15 protein-coding genes and 1 pseudogene are annotated in these 18,235 nt (G+C 36.4%); 11 read left to right on the forward strand and 5 right to left on the reverse strand.

The features are described from left to right. Positions 1 to 314: 314 nt before the first annotated feature. Positions 315 to 1,181: pseudogene (locus ACFOY7_RS02245) on the reverse strand (ROK family protein). 109 nt (positions 1,182 to 1,290) lie between these two features. Between ACFOY7_RS02245 and ACFOY7_RS02250 the strand changes: the two are divergent. After that, positions 1,291 to 1,587 carry a hypothetical protein gene (locus ACFOY7_RS02250; protein ID WP_390248973.1) on the forward strand — a complete coding sequence of 99 codons (297 nt, stop codon included), beginning with the start codon at positions 1,291 to 1,293 and terminating at the stop codon, positions 1,585 to 1,587. Positions 1,588 to 1,613: 26 nt separating this feature from the next. Here the strand turns inward: ACFOY7_RS02250 and ACFOY7_RS02255 are convergent, their stop codons facing one another. Together ACFOY7_RS02255 and ACFOY7_RS02260 are read right to left on the reverse strand one after the other, a co-directional pair. After that, positions 1,614 to 3,014, reverse strand: coding sequence for a glycoside hydrolase family 32 protein (locus ACFOY7_RS02255; RefSeq protein ID WP_390248975.1), 1,401 nt, complete (start codon positions 3,012 to 3,014; stop codon positions 1,614 to 1,616). Positions 3,015 to 3,042: 28 nt separating this feature from the next. Beyond that, positions 3,043 to 4,434 (reverse strand): sucrose-specific PTS transporter subunit IIBC, encoded by a 1,392-nt coding sequence (locus ACFOY7_RS02260; protein WP_390248977.1) that lies wholly within the window; start codon positions 4,432 to 4,434, stop codon positions 3,043 to 3,045. A 437-nt stretch (positions 4,435 to 4,871) separates the two neighbouring features. Here ACFOY7_RS02260 and ACFOY7_RS02265 point away from each other — a divergent pair, with 437 nt between their 5' ends. The 10 genes from ACFOY7_RS02265 to ACFOY7_RS02310 all read left to right on the forward strand — a co-directional run bounded on the left by ACFOY7_RS02265 (position 4,872) and on the right by ACFOY7_RS02310 (position 15,584). Further along, a complete protein-coding gene (locus tag ACFOY7_RS02265; protein ID WP_390248979.1) occupies positions 4,872 to 5,816 on the forward strand; it encodes a metal ABC transporter solute-binding protein, Zn/Mn family in 945 nt (314 codons plus the stop codon). A gap of 16 nt (positions 5,817 to 5,832) precedes the next feature. Continuing rightward, complete coding sequence (locus tag ACFOY7_RS02270; protein ID WP_390248981.1) at positions 5,833 to 6,582, forward strand: metal ABC transporter ATP-binding protein; 750 nt, start codon at positions 5,833 to 5,835, stop codon at positions 6,580 to 6,582. Continuing rightward, the gene (locus tag ACFOY7_RS02275; RefSeq protein WP_390248983.1) at positions 6,582 to 7,448 is read left to right on the forward strand and encodes a metal ABC transporter permease; all 867 of its coding nucleotides are present in this window, start codon (positions 6,582 to 6,584) and stop codon (positions 7,446 to 7,448) included. Before ACFOY7_RS02270 ends, ACFOY7_RS02275 begins: the two co-directional genes overlap by 1 nt. After that, positions 7,445 to 8,335 carry a metal ABC transporter permease gene (locus tag ACFOY7_RS02280; protein WP_390248985.1) on the forward strand — a complete coding sequence of 297 codons (891 nt, stop codon included), beginning with the start codon at positions 7,445 to 7,447 and terminating at the stop codon, positions 8,333 to 8,335. Before ACFOY7_RS02275 ends, ACFOY7_RS02280 begins: the two co-directional genes overlap by 4 nt. Positions 8,336 to 8,518: 183 nt before the next feature. After that, positions 8,519 to 10,234 carry an ABC transporter ATP-binding protein gene (locus tag ACFOY7_RS02285; protein ID WP_390248987.1) on the forward strand — a complete coding sequence of 572 codons (1,716 nt, stop codon included), beginning with the start codon at positions 8,519 to 8,521 and terminating at the stop codon, positions 10,232 to 10,234. A 371-nt stretch (positions 10,235 to 10,605) separates the two neighbouring features. Further along, positions 10,606 to 12,894, forward strand: a complete 2,289-nt coding sequence (locus ACFOY7_RS02290) for a ribonucleoside-diphosphate reductase subunit alpha (RefSeq protein WP_390248989.1) — start codon at positions 10,606 to 10,608, stop codon at positions 12,892 to 12,894. Positions 12,895 to 12,975: 81 nt separating this feature from the next. Further along, positions 12,976 to 14,025 carry a ribonucleotide-diphosphate reductase subunit beta gene (locus ACFOY7_RS02295; protein ID WP_390248991.1) on the forward strand — a complete coding sequence of 350 codons (1,050 nt, stop codon included), beginning with the start codon at positions 12,976 to 12,978 and terminating at the stop codon, positions 14,023 to 14,025. 37 nt (positions 14,026 to 14,062) lie between these two features. Continuing rightward, positions 14,063 to 14,506 carry a flavodoxin domain-containing protein gene (locus ACFOY7_RS02300; RefSeq protein ID WP_390248993.1) on the forward strand — a complete coding sequence of 148 codons (444 nt, stop codon included), beginning with the start codon at positions 14,063 to 14,065 and terminating at the stop codon, positions 14,504 to 14,506. Positions 14,507 to 14,669: 163 nt separating this feature from the next. Beyond that, complete coding sequence (locus ACFOY7_RS02305) at positions 14,670 to 15,107, forward strand: small multi-drug export protein (protein WP_390248995.1); 438 nt, start codon at positions 14,670 to 14,672, stop codon at positions 15,105 to 15,107. 21 nt (positions 15,108 to 15,128) lie between these two features. Beyond that, positions 15,129 to 15,584, forward strand: a complete 456-nt coding sequence (locus tag ACFOY7_RS02310; protein ID WP_390248997.1) for a DUF2269 family protein — start codon at positions 15,129 to 15,131, stop codon at positions 15,582 to 15,584. Positions 15,585 to 16,354: 770 nt separating this feature from the next. Here the strand turns inward: ACFOY7_RS02310 and ACFOY7_RS02315 are convergent. Beyond that, positions 16,355 to 16,591, reverse strand: a complete 237-nt coding sequence (locus tag ACFOY7_RS02315; RefSeq protein ID WP_390248999.1) for a hypothetical protein — start codon at positions 16,589 to 16,591, stop codon at positions 16,355 to 16,357. After that, a complete protein-coding gene (locus ACFOY7_RS02320) occupies positions 16,591 to 18,138 on the reverse strand; it encodes a sodium:solute symporter family protein (protein WP_390249001.1) in 1,548 nt (515 codons plus the stop codon). Before ACFOY7_RS02320 ends, ACFOY7_RS02315 begins: the two co-directional genes overlap by 1 nt. Between the last annotated feature and the right edge of the window lie 97 nt (positions 18,139 to 18,235).

The following is an 18,235-nucleotide window of genomic DNA, read 5'->3' on the forward strand; positions in this document are numbered from 1 at the left end:
TAATGAATTAGAACAAGCTGTTTTGTTGTTACTTTCTTTCCTCTTAAAATTCTTGTTCTCTGTGACTATATATTACTTGATGAATTTTAATGTCGATTAAAGGAAGTGTTCGATATTTGTGAAGAATTTGTAAAGTTCAAAATATAAGAATCGTTGTATTCAGAGGGATTTAGATGATAAATTGTTAATTTCTTTACTATTGGTTAATATGATTTTTAGATTCCAGGAAAATTTTATAAGAGATGTTATTATGAGATTCCAAATAATAAAAACAACCATGTTTCAATCCAGTGATTGAAACATGGTTGTATAATTTACTCATCCATCGCTAAATAAAGCGCACCTTTTACACCTGCTTCATCTGTCAGCCCTGGTGGCACAATATATTTGTCGATTTCTTTTTCTGTTAAATACGGCGAACTAATAACCATTCAACATTTCTAGTACATTCTTTCTAATAAGCGGGAAAAGTTGTTGCTGTTTCATTACACCACCGCCCATAATAATTCTTTCTGGTGATAAAATATAAATATAATTCGTTAATGCTTGCGACAGATAGAATGCTTCCATTTCCCAAACTCTTTGATCATCTGCTAGCTCATGCCCTTTTTTACCCCATCGTTTTTCTAGAGAAGGCCCTGCAGCAATACCTTCTATGCAATCTGTATGATAAGGACATGTCCCTTCATATGTATCTTCCGGGTGTCTTCTTACTTTAATATGTCCCATTTCCGAATGAGAAAGTCCTTTTACGTTTTTCCGTGGAAGTATGCTCCTGCCCCAATCCCTGTTCCTACTGTAATATATAAGCAACTCTCGACATCTGTTGCATTGCCCCACTTTGCCTCAGACATTGCCGCAACATTAACATCTGTATCAATAATAATTGGTACACCAAGTCCTTGTTTCAATTTTTCACCTAAAGGGTAATGAACCCATTCCGTTTTCGGTGTTTTCTGTAATTGACCATATGTATCACTATTCAAATTTATATCAATTGGCCCAAAACCGCCTATTCCTAGTTTCTCTATTCCTTTCCCTCGAAAAAAACGAAGAATTTTTGGGACTGTTACTTCAGGATGTTCCGTTGGTATAACCTCTTTTTCTAAAATTTCACCTTGACCATTCCCTACTCCTAGAACAAATTTCGTTCCTCCTGCTTCTATTGCACCTAATTTCAACAAAATGACCTCCTAATTCAAGTATTAAATTTTCTTTATTGCAGATAATATAAATTAACTAACTAAAAATGCAAAGCTGGGCAATATACTATTAAAAGGAGGCATGGAGATGTCTGCAGAATTCTTTATTATCCTGGGGATACTTACAGCAAGTTTGATTATCCTCTTAAAACACTGGCCCTTACTCTTTGTACAAATTATTTATCAATTCATTGCATTAGTTTTTGCAGGAACTGTATTTAAGTTATTATTCATAGGACAAGTTATATTTGGGTTATGGATTCTCTATCGTACCATCAGAGCAATCGATTATCATTACACTCTAGAGTTAGATCAAACTGAGCGAATTCCACAAAAATACACAAAGGGTGGCAGTCTGGGGCAGAAAAAGCATTTTCTGTTTTGAAATGCTTTTCCGCCTGACGCCGGTTATTACATTTTGCCTAACTCCCATACAGTAAGTTCTCCACTTGCTTGCAAAGACATTGTATAATTATCTGGGTCTGCGAATATTCTTGATGTAAATACAATCTCCCCCTCATTAATAAACACCTCTACCGAGGAATGATCAATCAAACATCTAATTTCAGATACTTGGTCTATGAGAGCCACACGTTCTTCTACACCAGTTCCTTCCATTCTCGGTCGTACTAATTGAATACTCCGCTGAACAGAATCATACTTAAACTTCAGAAAGCCGAACAAATTAATTAAGATATTACTATTCTGGCCCCTGACGTTTAGAATAAACTCACTCGCTCTAGGTATTTGCCCTTCCCAAAGATCATCTGCCCCTAATTCTAATCTCTGTAATTGATTCTGTCGTAATTGTTTAAGTTCTTCTACCGGCTTTTGGTAAATATGTCCACCCTTAAGAATTAGCTCTCTAGGTACTGTCAGTTGATGCAGCCATCCATGTTGTATTGTTGGGTGAAGTTGTTCATTTTGATCCGGCACTCCCATCCAACCAAACAATAATCTTCTGCCATTCTCATCTAATGTGGTTTGTGGTGCATAAAACTCAAAGCCTTTATCTAATTCACTGAACTCACCATGTGTAAATTGGTTGGTCTCTTTATCCCATTTTCCAGCAACATAACCTGTTTGATGTATATTTCGATAATGAATCCCTGAGGCTGATAAACCTTGTGGTGAAAATAATAAGATATCTTTGCCGTTTAGTGAAAAAAAGTCAGGGCATTCCCACATATACCCGAATCCAGTTGCTAGAGTACCGCCAAATTGCCATTCCTTTAAATCGTTGGAAGTAAACCAGACAACACTGCCTTCTTTTAGTTCATTTTGTGCACCGATGACCATATAAAATTGCTCATCTTCTTTCCATACTTTTGGATCACGAAAATGTGCTGTGTAACCTTGTGGCACTTCAATTTGAACACCTTTCTTCTCAAAATACCGGCCATCTTTAGAAACTGCAAGACATTGGTAAGATTCCCGAATGTTATTATTTTTCACATTCCCTGTATAGTATAATAATAACTCGTCTTCGAAAGAGATAGCACTCCCTGAGTAACATCCATCCTTGTCGAACCAGTTGCTTGGGGCAAGTGCAATCGGTTCATCCTTCCAATTAATCAAATCTTTTGAAGATACATGCCCCCAAAACTTGGCACCATGGCCTGTTTCAAATGGCATCCACTGATAAAATAAATGATAAGTGCCTTTCCACTGTATCCATCCATTAGGGTCATTAATTAAACCAACAGGTGGTGCAATATGATAAACAGGATAATATGGATCTTTTTTTACAACCGGATGTTTTTTATTCACTATATCCATTGCTTTATTCTTTAGGTGTTGATCTAGTTTCATCTGTTGCCATCCCTTCATCTGTTGCCATTTATGATTGCTTTTCTTCTTTATACCCGAAGAAATAAGTGAGCAAAAAGGCTGTCGCTATTGATATAATATTTACGAGTAAGTAGATTAGAATTTGATCATTTAAGTAGAGTAACGTACCCGGTAGTGCAGTTACCGCCATTCCCGTTGCTTTCAATTGAAAGATTGAAGCGAAAAATCCACCTACTCCTCCACCTATTAAACCCATAATAAATGGTTTACCATAACGAAGATTCACCCCGAAAATCGCAGGCTCAGTAATTCCTAGAAATGCAGAAAAGGATGAAGGTAATGCTAATGCTTTCATTTTTTTTGATTTTGCTTTTAAACCTACTGCAAGAGTTGCTCCACCCTGTGCTGCAATCGCTGCTGATATTAGAGGATTAAATGGGTTGAAACTTAAATTTTCTAATAATTGAATTTCTAACAAATTAAAAATATGATGAACACCAGTGATCACGATTACTTGATGCAAAAATCCAATAATAAGACCACTTAACCCAAACGGTAACTCTAATATGGCAATTGTTCCTTCAAAAATCCAATTTTCCACTATGTGCAACACTGGTCCTAAAGCAAATAATGATAGAATGATCATTATGAGTAATACTAGGAACGGTGTCAGAATGAGATCTAATGCTTCCGGTACACGTTTACGGAAGAATTTCTCAACCTTTGCACCAACCAGTCCAGCAAAAAAGGCTGGCAGTACCGAACCCTGGTAGCCAATCACCGGGATAAAACCAAAGAAATTAATGGGATCCACGCCTCCATCTGCTACATTCCAGGCATTTGGCAATGATGGTGATACAAGCATCAAACCAAGTACTAAACCAATAACCGGCGTACCTCCAAACACACGAAATGTAGACCATGCCACAAGTGCCGGTAAGAAAACGAAGGCTGTATCTGTCAAGACTTCTGTGAATAAAAGAAAATTATCAGAAATATTATCTGGAGTCATACCGAATAAGGCCAGTATTTGTTCATGTGTTACAAGCCCTCTTAACCCCATGAATAAACCTGTCGCAACAAGTACAGGTATGATAGGGACAAAGACATCACCAAATGTTCGAATAGCACGTTGTAATTTAGAGCCTTCCTTTTTTGTATTCTCTTTCACATCAGTTTCTCTACTTTCTGAAACCCCAATACTCTCAATCGCTTCATAAATTCGGTTAACCGTACCAGTACCGAAAATAATCTGGTATTGTCCTGAATTAAAAAAGGCTCCTTTAACTTTATCAATCTGTTCTACCTTCTCCTCGTCGATCTTGTCTCGGTTGTTCACAACAATTCTTAGCCTAGTTGCACAATGAGCAACTGACTGAATATTCTCTTTACCTCCAATCGAATGAACGACTTGTTTTGCTATTTCTTCATTATTCATCATATTTAGAACCTCCTTAAATATAGGGAATCGATTCCACATAAAATATTATCTTTTACTGCGACTATTGAATTGAACAATATATCCAGTAATTATGAGATCGTTCCCACAAAATATTGTAAAAAAATAGATGATTAATGGAATCGTTCCCATATCATTTATGTTTTGTATCATACACTATATTTTTTTACAAGTCTATAGTCTTTTTCTAATATTTTCGATAATTTTACTCCAATTATTGTCTGCCCTCTGCATTTTTTATTCTGGCCTGTAACAGCGAAATCTGAATGGGTTTCAAATGACATTTTTCTACAAAAGAAGTTATTGACATTCTTTCACACACGCATATAATTTAGACTAAGGAAACATTATTTGATTCGGTTTATTTTTTTTTAACACATAAGTTTCCCTAATAAAACTTTTTTAGGAGTGATTAAGCAATGCAAAAATGGATATTGTTAAGTTTGTTATCTGTTTTCCTTCTAACAGCTTGTTCAGACAGTGATGCAGTAAGTAATACGAATGGTGATACAAGTAATGAAACAGACTCTCCTGTTCTTGTCGTAACTACAATCGCCCAAATAGCAGATGTCGTAGAAAACGTTGGTGGCGATCATGTGGAAGTAGAAAGTTTAATGGGACCTGGAATCGATCCACATTTATACAACGCTGTACAAGGTGATATCGAAAAATTAGATAATGCTGAAATTATCTTTTACAACGGGTTACATTTAGAAGGGCAAATGTATCAAGTGTTTGAACAGATGGAAAAAGAAAAACCAGCGATCGCTGTTGCTGAATCAATTGAAGAGAGTAAACTGCTGTCTGATCCGGAAAATCCAAACATATTTGATCCACATGTTTGGTTTGATGTGACATTATGGCAAGATGTCGTTACAACTGTTCGAGATGAATTGATTGAATTAGACAGTGAGAACAAAAAGAGTTATGAAAAGAATGCTGAGGTGTACCTAAATGAATTACAAGCTACCGAAGAATATATATTGGACTCAATTGAGCAAATTCCTGAAGAGAGTCGAGTTTTAGTCACAGCCCACGATGCTTTTCATTACTTTGGAGAAAAATATGGCTTTGAAGTGGTTGGACTTCAAGGATTAAGTACAGAATCTGATTACAGTACCAGCGATATTAATAACATTGTTCAACTACTTATGGACCGGAATATTAAAGGAGTCTTTGTAGAAAGCAGTATATCGGATCGCTCAATTCAGGCTGTTATAGAAGGGGCAAAAGAAAAAGGACAGATGGTAGAAATCGGCGGAGAATTGTTTTCAGATGCGATGGGTGAAGAAGGGACAGAAGAAGGTACTTATATCGGCATGTTGAGACACAACATCAACACAATTGTTGAAACACTAAAATAAGGAAAGGTAGATGAATATGCATGCAATTACAGTAAATGGATTAAGTGTGCAATATAATAAGCAATTGGCTTTGGATAATGTCTATTTCCAAGTTCCGACAGGATCAATGACAGGGATTATCGGACCTAATGGTGCAGGAAAATCAACATTCATGAAAGCAATTTTAGGACTTGTACCAATCTTGTCTGGAAATATACTCCTGTATGATAAGCCTGTTCACTCAGAGCGAAAAATGATTGGTTATGTTCCACAGCGCAGTGAGGTGGATTGGGATTTCCCCATCCACGCTTTAGATGTTGTATTAATGGGAAGATATCAATATTTCAAAAAAATTCGGCCTATCTCTAAAAAAGATAAAGAGTTGGCTCTCCACCATTTATCATCAATCGGAATGGAAGACTTCGCATACCGTCAAATCAGTCAATTATCCGGCGGCCAACAACAGCGTGTATTTCTTGCAAGAGCACTTGCGCAAGATACACCAATCTACTTTATGGATGAACCATTTGCTGGTGTTGATGCAGCAACAGAAAAAGTTATGATTGATTTAATGAAAAAATGGAAACAAGAAGGAAAAACCGTTATTGTTGTCCATCATGACTTACAAACTGTAAAAGAATATTTCGACCATGTATTGTTGTTAAATATAAAAACAATAGGTTGTGGGAAGACAGATGAAATATTTCATGTGAACAATATTCAAAAAGCATATGGTGGAAAGTTAACGGTTTTTCCCGATATATCGATGGCGGGGAATGATCAATGATGGAAGAGTTGATAATGCTATGGAGCAGTCCCAACTTTAGATGGGTAGCTCTCGGCAGCCTCCTGCTGGGTTTTTCTGCAGGCGTTGTCGGCTGCTTCGTCTTGCTGAAGAAACAAAGTCTGATAAGTGATGGAATGGCACACGCCACATTACCGGGTGTTGCTCTTATGTATATATTGTTTCAATCGAAATCTCTTCCTGTTTTATTAATTGGTGCTACTATTACCAGTTTAATAGCAACTTTTTCAATTCAGTATATTGAAAAGAAGACGAAATTAAAGTCCGATGCCGCGATCGGTGTGATTCTGTCGGTATTTTTCGGGTTCGGGATTGTTTTACTAACCTTTATTCAGCAGAACATGACTGGTAACCAAGCTGGAATACATTCATTTATCTTCGGTCAGGCTGCGTCCATTATCAGGAGTGATGTTCTAACGATTGCAATTGTCACAATACTCGTTTTAGGAATTACTTTCATTTGTTTTCGTGAGTTTAAATTTACTACATTTGATTACGCCTACTCGAAAGGTGTAGGCATACCTGTTACTTTTATTAATGGTCTGTTATTTTCTTTAGTAGTTGGTGTAATTATTATCGGTATACAAATGGTCGGGGTTGTTCTAATTGTAGCACTATTAATTATTCCTGCACTGGCAGCTCGTTATTGGACGGAACAATTATTAAGAATGGTTATGATTTCAGGAATATTTGGTGCTTTCTCCGGTTTGATTGGGACCCTTTTCAGTACGATATACTATAAGCTTCCGACAGGGCCTATGATTGTACTTGCAGCTACTTCGCTCTTCTTATTTTCCTTGCTATTCGGCATACAGAACCGAGCCTTGATAAGGAGGTTGATCACATGACTTTATATACAACCTGGATCTTGATTACCGGCAGTCTAGTTGGATTAACCTGTGGTGTAAGTGGCTCTATTTTAGTTCTACGTAAAATGTCGATGATTTCTGATGCTATCAGTCATACAGTCTTGCTTGGAATTGTATTAGCATTCCTTGTCACTCAATCATTATCTGGAATCCCGATGTTAGTTGGTGCATTAATTATCGGATTATTTACTGCAATCTTCATTGAGTCATTGCATCGAACAGGAATCCCTTCTGATGCAGCTATTGGTGTTGTTTTCACCTCATTGTTTGCCATAGGAGTTGTTCTCATTTCTTTGATTGGAAAACAAGTCCACATAGATGTAAAACATGCGTTAATGGGAGAGATCACATTTGTACCATGGAATACATTGAGCTTGGGTAAATACACATTAGGACCTGTCGCTGTATGGATGCTTAGCATTGTTCTAGTGATTAATATCCTGATCATTATACTTTTTTATCGAGAGCTTAAGATTTCTACATTTGATTCAAATTATGCCAAACTAATTGGGATCCCTGTTGGTTATATTCATTATTTACTGATGTCAATGGTATCACTTTCCACTGTTGCTTCCTTTGACAGTGTTGGTGCAATTTTAGTTGTAGCCATGCTGATTGTTCCAGGAGCAACCGCCTATTTACTATCAGATAAATTCATCGATGTGCTGGTATGGAGTGGGATAATTGGTATCTCATCAGCAATCTTTGGCTATTTTATTGCCTCCATGTATAACGTGTCCATTTCAGGAGCAATGGCTTCAATGACTGGTGTCTTTTTCTTAATGGCATTATTATTCAGTCCCTCTCAAGGTGTATTAATGAAGAAAAAATGGTACTCCCCCAAGTTCATGAGGCGTAGATCTTAATTCTCTCATACTTGGCAGCCGACATTCCTCCTCGATGCATCAATTTTTCCTTTTAATCATTACCAGCTAACTGAGTAACTGAAGTATAGAAACAGTGGAGCTCTAACTCTTCCACTGTTTTTTATTTTTATAAACTTATCTGCTATAATATGTTAATCAAATAAAGTAAGGAGTATTTAGACTATGTTAAAACAGTTTTTTTCCTATTATAAGCCACACAAACGACTGTTTATTATCGATTTTAGCAGTGCTGTCTTTGTAGCAATATTAGAACTTGCTTTTCCCCTTGCAGTACAGTGGCTAATTGATGAATTATTACCTGATAGAGATTGGAATGTCATTATTACTGTTTGTGTTATATTATTTGCGGTATATCTCTTAAGTACATTTCTGCAATATATCGTCAGTTATCTCGGTCACAAACTCGGTATTAACATCGAAACAGATATGCGTGAACAATTGTTTACCCATGTTCAACGCCAATCATTTCGCTTCTTCGACAATACGAAAACAGGTCATATTATGAGCAGAATTACAAACGATCTATTCGATATTGGAGAACTGGCCCACCATGGTCCCGAGGATGCTTTTATCGTATTGATGACATTTACTGGGGCATTTTGGATTATGTTTACTGTTAACCCATCATTAGCGCTCATTGCCCTTGTCATGGTTCCGCTTCTAATCGTGCTTGTTACTTATTGTAATTATGCAATGAACCGTGCATGGCGAAATATGTATGGAAAAATTGCAGATGTTAATGCACGGGTAGAGGATGCAGTATCAGGTGTACGTGTCGTACAGTCCTTTACTAATGAGGAATTCGAAATTAAACGATTCCGGAAAGATAATGGTTTATTCCGAAAAGAGAAGATAAATGCTTATCGCGTTATGTCCGGTACCCATTCAAGTATATATATGATGACCCGTTTGCTAACACTCGTTGTGCTTGTCGTTGGAGCATGGTACGTCTTCAATGATGAATTACAATATGGAGAACTAGTAAGTTTTGTTTTATACACAAATGTTCTCATTCGTCCAATTGAAAAAGTAAGTGCACTATTAGAGTTATACCCTAAAGGGATGGCCGGATTTAGACGTTTTCGTGAGTTAATTGCCAAAGAGCCTGAAATTAAAGATAAGCCAGATGCTATGAAAGTAGACAAGCTGCAAGGCAACATCCAATTCCATCAGGTTGATTTTTCATATGATCGTTATCATGCCGTTTTAAATAATATTAATTTAAAGATAAAGCCTGGTGAAACTGTTGCATTCGTTGGTCCTTCTGGAGCTGGCAAAACAACCATCTGTTCGTTAATTCCTCGCTTTTACGATATAGATAATGGTTCAATTACAATCGATCAGATGGATATACGGGATATGACGATACAATCATTAAGATCCCAAATTGGAATTGTACAACAAGATGTATTTTTATTTACTGGGACAATTAAAGAAAATATAGCTTATGGTAGGTTGAGTGCAACAGATGAAGAAATTATAGAAGCTGCCAAGAAAGCACACTTAGATGAAGTTATTGCCGCACTTCCTGATGGTTATAATACCCAGATAGGAGAACGTGGTTTAAAGCTTTCAGGTGGCCAGAAACAGAGGCTCGCTATTGCTCGTACTTTCTTAAAGAATCCGCCAATCTTGATTCTGGATGAAGCGACTTCCGCACTCGATACGGAAACAGAACGTCTTATTCAAAAATCTTTAGATGAACTGTCAGCAAATCGGACAACACTAGTCATTGCCCACCGTCTTGCGACAATTCGTAATGCTGACCGGGTGATCGTTGTTACGAAAGACGGGATTGAAGAAGAAGGAACATATGAGGAATTGCTGACTAAAAATGGTATCTTCGCCAGATTGCATGCAATTCAGTATAAAAAGTAGGGCTAAACAGCCTTACTTTTTTTATTTATTTTATCTCTTATTTTGAGAAAGTTTATCCTATTTTGTAATAGATAATTTATTTATACTTTTTACATATTTTTTGGTCATATAACTTGTTTGTATTCTCCCTCATCGTTATAATAAATAACGCTGCACTAACTTTTAAATACATAGAGCTGGTTTATTTCTCAAAAAAATCAGCTCATATTTTTTATTGTAATCATACGAAAAATAAGTTACAATACAATATATAGTTATAATAGCATTCAAAAAATCAATATATTGTATTTATTTAGATATTACCCACAAATTATCACAGCACCAACCGCTCTAAGAAAAGGGCGCTTTTATTATGTAATGGAGGTTTTTACATGACAACAGAAGTAGAATCAATTAAACAAAGTGTAACAGAAGCGTTGAAGATAGCTGCAGACAAATATGGCCTAGATACTGCAGAAATCCAAAGAAAAATCGAAGCTTCAACAAAAACGCAGCCTGAAGCAACACAAGAAGCACTATTTTATGCATTAAATCGAATCTCCATGGATCAACCAAAATGGACCTTTGTTGCTGCTCATTTCCATTTAACCCAATTGTATGAAGAAGCAGCCAATAACCGTAATTATAATCCAAACAATAAATATGGAAATTTACATCAATTAATTGAGACACTCACAGAAAAAGGAATTTACACCCCAGATCTATTAGCTAACTATTCTCAAGAAGAAATTAATCAATTAGAAAAAGTGATTGCGCCTGAGCGTGACGAACTATTTAATTATATCGGTCTTTTCTTACTTGCAGACAGATATCTTGCACGTGATCATGACCGTAATTTATATGAATTGCCTCAAGAACGATTTATGATTATCGCAATGACATTAATGCAAAATGAAATAAAAGAAAAACGATTAGAACTTGTAAAAGAAGCCTATTGGGCATTAAGCCACTTATATATGACTGTTGCTACACCAACATTGTCAAACGCCGGGAAAAGCTACGGTCAGCTATCATCATGTTTCATCGATACGGTTGATGACTCATTAGACGGAATTTATCTTAATAACTGGGATATTGCACGTTTAAGTAAAGACGGTGGTGGTATTGGAATATACTACGGAAAAGTCCGTGCATTAGGTTCAGATATTAAGAAATTTAAAGGGAACTCATCAGGTGTTGTGCCATGGATTCGTCTGGTTAACGATACAGCAGTAAGTGTCGATCAACTTGGTCAACGTCAAGGGGCTGTTGCCATTTATCTAGACGTCTTCCATAAGGATATAATGAACGGTTTCCTTGATTTAAAAACAAATAATGGTGACGAACGTCGTAAAGCTCACGATATTTTTACTGGTGTTTCTATTCCTGACTTATTTATGGAACAATTACAAGAAACAGACGCTAATGGAAAAAGTATTGGGGAATGGCATACATTCTGTCCACACCAGGTGAAACAAACAATGGGCTGGAAAGATGAAAATGGAAATCCATTAGGCTTAGAAGACTTCTATGATGAAGAAAACGAAAAATACTTCACCGAAAAATATTGGGAAGCTGTCAATCATCCGCTACTTCCAAGAAAAACATACCGTGCAATGGACATTATGGCACGTATTATGGTTGCCCAATTAGAAACAGGTACACCATACATGTTCTATCGTGATGAAGTAAATCGTCAAAATCCAAACAAACATAAACGCGGCCTTGGGAAAACTTCTATCTATTGCAGTAATCTTTGTACAGAAATTGCTCAAAATATGTCACCAACAACAATCTCAAAAGAATATCAAGACGAAGATGGCAATATTGTAATTGTTCGTAAACCTGGTGATTTTGTTGTATGTAACTTATCTTCGGTAAATTTACCGAATGCAGTTCGTGCTGAAGTTTTGGAACGTCTTATCAACATTCAGGTTCGTATGCTTGATAATGTTATTGATCTTAACACTATTAGTGTAGGACAAGCCCAAGTTACTAATAAAAAATACCGCGCAGTTGGGTTGGGAACATTTGGATGGCACCACTTACTAGCACTTGAGAGTATTCATTGGGAATCAGAAGAGGCTGTTAATTATGCTGATAAAGTGTATGAAGATATTGCCTATTACACTATTAAAGCATCGATGGAATTAGCAAAAGAAAAAGGTGCTTACTCTGAATTCGAAGGATCAGAATGGCATACAGGGATTTATTTCGACCGCCGAGAATACAAATCTGATCGTTGGAATGAACTAAGAGAAGAGGTAAAAACAAACGGTATTCGTAATGGCTGGCTAATGGCTGTTGCTCCAAACTCTTCTACAGCAAAAATCGGTGGTTCCACAGATGGAATTGACCCACTATACGCCGTAGAATTTGCAGAAGAGAAGAAAAACTTTAAATTTAAAGTAACTGCACCAGACTTAGACCATGTAACTTATAATTATTACCGACGTGCTCGTCATGAATTAGATCAAGTATGGAGCATCAAGCAAAATTCAAAAAGACAACGCCATATTGACCAAGCAATTAGCTTTAACTTCTATGTTCGTCACGATATTAAAGCAAAGGACTTATTAAATCTACACATCACTGCATGGGAAAACCGACTAAAAACAACTTATTATGTTCGCAGTACGTCTCAAACAGAAATTGAAGAATGTGAAGCATGCCATAGCTAATTGTTATGGCATTGCTTTTCCTATACAGGGAGGCCATCTACATACATTTTTCATTTAACATAAAGTCAAGGAGGCAACATTATGTCTGATATCAACCAACCGCTTTCAAAAATTAAATTATTAAATCCCACCTACCCAAACAAAGCTACAGGTATTATTAACGGAGAATCTTCCGGGTTATTAAATTGGAACGATATTGCATATTCACAAATGTATGATTTATACCAAACATTACTTGCGAACTTCTGGAAAGCTCAGGAAATCAATATGCAAGACGATATTAAGCAGTGGGATCATTTAACAGAAACAGAAAAAGATATCTTTTTAAGAATCAATACACAACTTGCATCTTTAGATAGTCTGCAAACACCTACAATGACACATGTTATGGATTATGTTACAGATTCCAGCTTTAAGGCAATATTCGCCGTTATAGCTCAACAAGAAGCTGTTCATAATGAATCTTATTCCTATATTTTAAGTTCACTAGTTCCATTACGTGAGCAAAACGAACGTTTTGACCAAGCGAAAGAGGATCCAATCGTCCGAAAACGGAATCAGTTAATTCTGGATAGTTATGAATCATTCCGTGAGAATCCGACACCTCAACGTTTATTTGAATTAGCAATTAACTCGATTAATTTAGAAGGAATTTACTTCTATGCCGGGTTCGCCTTCTTCTATCATTTGGCTCGTCAGCAAAAAATGTTAAAAACAAGTACGATGATCAGTTATATTCAACGTGATGAAATGCAACACGCTTACTTCGTATCACAATTTGTACGAATTCTATTAACGGAGAATCCAGAATTGAATACAGAAGAAAACATTCAATTCGTATATAATACAATTGATCAGGCAGTACAACTGGAAAAAGAATGGGCCGATTATATTTTAAAAGATATAGAAGGTATTGATTTAGAAGAATTCCATGGATATGTAGAATATTTAGCAAATAAACGATTCCGGCAAATTGGTTTAGATAATTATTATCCCGAACGTGACAATCCAATGGAATGGATTCATGTATTCAGTGATGAAATGATGAATGAAACGAAATCAGACTTCTTTGAACAGAAATCACGCACCTATACCAAAGTATCCTCATCCAATGGTTTTGACGAATTGTAAGTAAAGTTTTGGAAGCAATTAATAGGAGGTAGAAACGATGAAAGCGGCCATTATATATACATCTATTACTGGAAATACGTCAGCACTGGCTGAGCTTATCCATGAAAAAATGGAAGAAAAAGGGATAACGGCAGATCTAATTCCAGTGGAGGAATTCCATAAGCACCACTTTCATGAATATGACATTATGGCAGTAGGCACGTACTCTTGGGATAATGGTGAAATACCGCTCGAAATGGAAGAAGTATATGAAGCTTTCGAAACAGAAGATGTAAAAAAACTGGCAACAGGCGTTTTCGGAACTGGTGATAGTTTCTACCCTTACTATTGCGGGGCAGTCGATTTATTCCGTGACATGCTTTACGTTCATACCAATTTAGCTGTCACATTAAAAGTAGAGTTGACTCCACAAGACGAAGACATTATTCGTTGTGAGAAATTTTGTGATCGATTAATAAGTGAAGTTGCAGTAGTCTCCTAAAAACTTACTAAAGATAAGCGAAGAATGATGCATATAATTTGTGCATCATTCTTTTTACATATTTAAACCAGTTCGAAAAACTTACGTATTACTGAAAATGATTAATTGGTTAATCCCTTAACTCTATATTATAATAAACAATAAGACATATAAGGAGATTTATATGATGGAATACTTGCTCGTTTTTTTAGGCGCTGCTATACCATGGTTTGAAATTGCCATCGTCATACCACTTGGCATTATTAAAGGCTTACATCCAATCATTGTTATTTCACTTGCTTTTACCGGAAACATGGTCACGATAATTCCACTAATATTTGCTTATGATAAAATGAAGAATTTGCTCAATAAGCGAAGAGAAAGAAAACAGTCAAAACGTTCAGAACGTGCGAAAATGTTTTGGAATAAGTATGGACTACCTGGAATGATAATGCTCGGGCCAATATTAATTGGTTCACACATTGCTGCATTTATCGGAATGACACTGGGTGCAACAAAGAAAGCAACATTGCTGTGGTCAACAATAAGCATCGGATGCTGGTCTGTCATATTTGGACTTTTAACCGCATTTGGTATCGATATATTTAATCCCAAACAATAATAATCGTTAGAAGGTGATAAAATGCAATCACTCTATACTTGGTTAGTAGTGATTCATGTCTTTTCCGCTATTGTTGGTATAGGTCCAGGATTTATTCTGACTACCATAGTTAAGTCTTCCCACACCATCGATGAGATTCGATATGCGTTTGCATTAAAGAAAAAGATACATCACTTTGCCATGATCGGTGGTACCTTAGTACTGATAACAGGACTATTAATGGGTATATTAAGACCATATCTATTTCAACAAGGCTGGTACATAACAAGTATGATCGTCTTCTTCACTGCACTCGGTTTAGGACCAACTCTATTAAAAAAGTACTCAAAACCAATTAAACAAATGCTCGAGGATCAAACATTAAGTAAAGTACCAGATAACTATGAAACAAATGTTCAAAAATTATTAAAAGTAGAATATGTTGAAAACAGCTTATTAATTATTGTCATTCTTCTTATGATTAGTAAACCGTTCTAATCTTCTTAGAAGTCTGAGGGCTAATGCATGAGCTGAATATACTACCATTTCACAGCGAAGAAACATGAGGCTGGGACAGCATACACAGTCAGTCATTGATCCATCTTTTTTTAAAAGTCAAAGAAGCGAATTAAAAACCGAACTGTTTGAAGGCACTTCCGTTTAGTTAAATTGCAGAAAATTTTTTCTTAGCTAACATAACTCCCAGTTTTGATGGCCATGGCGCTTTCCTAACTGTTTAACTTCACTCTCACCCCTGGGTTTTGATGTTATGATGCTTTCTTAACTGCATAACTTCACTCTTCCCCCCTGGTTTTGATGTTATGATGCTTTCTTAACTGCATAACTTCACTCACATCCCCTGATTTTGATGGTATGATGCTTTCTTAACTGCATAACCTCACTCACATTCCCTGATTTTGATGGTATGATGCTTTCTTAACTGCATAACCTCACTCACATCCCCTGATTTTGATGGTATGATGCTTTCTTAACTGCATAACCTCACTCACATCCCTTGGTTTTGATGGTATGATGCTTTCTTAACTGCATAACTTCACTCTCTCCCCTTGGTTTTGATGTTATGGATTTTATCAGAAAGCAGATCGCCGTGCACGACCAAAGAATACGATACCAAGCATGCTTTGGTCCGCATATTTACAAGGAACGATGAAGAATCTGCTTTCCACAAATAAATAATCTGGACAGATTTTTATCGAGAAAAATCGATCCAGATTGATTCATAAGAAATATTTTTGTCCCAGTCTCAATTATACATCCGTTTTCCTTTCCAAATAATACTCCACCAATGGGCGAATGGTAGTGTACAGACCGGCAACAATTAGCCAAACAACTGCAAGTAAAGTCCATCCTTTAAAAAAAGTTAAACTATACGTATAGCCTGTTATGAACATAATACTTGGAAATAATATGATCAGAATAAAGGTTAAACCAAGTGCCCATCTTGTACAAAGTTTCGCATCTCTAATCAATTTGGAATCTTCCATTATACAGCATCCTCTCTAACCTCTGACTTCACCTGTTCCTTTTCTTCTTCATCAAAGCTGTGAAACTTGTCTTTTAATGAATCAAAATCAAATACCTCATTGCTAATCAACGCATGGCCAATAGCTATGGCACCACTAACAACAAACACTGTCACATTTCCATAAAGCATTGAATGTAACTCACCTAAAGTACTCACACTTATTTCTCCATATTTGAGCGATGCAGTCAATAACCAAACAGTAATACCAGAAAGCATCCCTAAAATTGCTCCATAGAAACAACCCGTATTTGTCGCTCTCTTCCACATAAGTCCAATTGTCAATGGAATAACAGCACCACTGACGAAAATGCCCATTGCCATATAAACAAAACCTAAGCCAATCCCCATTTTAAATAATAGAATCGACAGTAATCCCATACCTAAACCAAAACTTAAAGTAACGATACGAGAAACTTTTAGTGTCTGTTTCCCTGATGCCTTCGGATTAATTGACTGGCGGTAAATATCGGTAACAATAATATTCGTGATAGCTGTCAGTTCCGCTGCTCCTGTTGACATAACAGCCATAAATAACATTACTAGGAATAAAATTGAACCAACGGAACCTAATAAATATTCTGCCATTAAAGGAGCAGATGCATCTGGATCACCAATATTTAAACCAAGACCTGCTGCACTTACACCCAAGAATGTCGCGATTGCGAATGGAATAGCAAACCATGCAATTCCTCCATAGATATAAGCTTTGGAAGCAGCACTATCTTTACTTGCAATAGCACGTTGCCAATAAGACTGGTCAACAAAGACTGTTCCAAAATTACCAATAATATTTATCATTCCAAAAAATAAGCCAGGAATAGACGCCATTGTCAGCATTTGCTGTGATTCTGGTATAGAGCGTAAGCCTTCATATACAGATTCAATACCAAATTTGAAATAGACAACCGCAGCAAAAATAGTTAAGATAATGAAGATCATTACAGTGTTCAAGTAATCCGCGATAAAAGAAGCTTTAAGTCCACCTATCATTGTATAAATAGTAAATGTTAGCGGAATTAAAAATGCTGCTACATACACATTCATGCCTGTTAGAGAATTAAGCGCAATCGCTCCACCGAGAATAACCATTGCTGTAACGATTATATTTGTCATTAATGCGAAGCCCATCATTAATTTATGATTTTTCTTATCAAATCTTTTTCCGACAAACTCTAAAAAAGTGTGCGCCAGTGGTGCTTTACGCTTTAAATGAATCGCTACAATAGCAAATAACAGCACTTGAATACACGCACCAGCCGCATACCAATACGGCCCACTGATTCCATATTTAAAACCAGTTGATGAGGACATCATTAATGTGGCAGCCCACGTCCATGCAGCAATAATCGATGCACTAGCCAATCCTATTCCTACACTTCTTCCAGCAGTACTAAATTGCTCTGCAGTCATTGCTACTTTTCTCCGTTTTTGCATAATAATTGTTAAGCCCGTAAAGAAAACACCAAAAATAAGTAAAATTAGATAACCTGTTGTCGATGATAACATCATTACTCCCCCATCTTTTGTTAAACAGCTTTTCCGGAAAACTATTTGAATAGTTAGATAATTTAACAATACCAATGCTAAGGGAGATTATCTGACC

Origin of the sequence: Gracilibacillus xinjiangensis, assembly GCF_042651765.1 — a bacterium.
Lineage (GTDB): Bacteria > Bacillota > Bacilli > Bacillales > Amphibacillaceae > Gracilibacillus > Gracilibacillus xinjiangensis.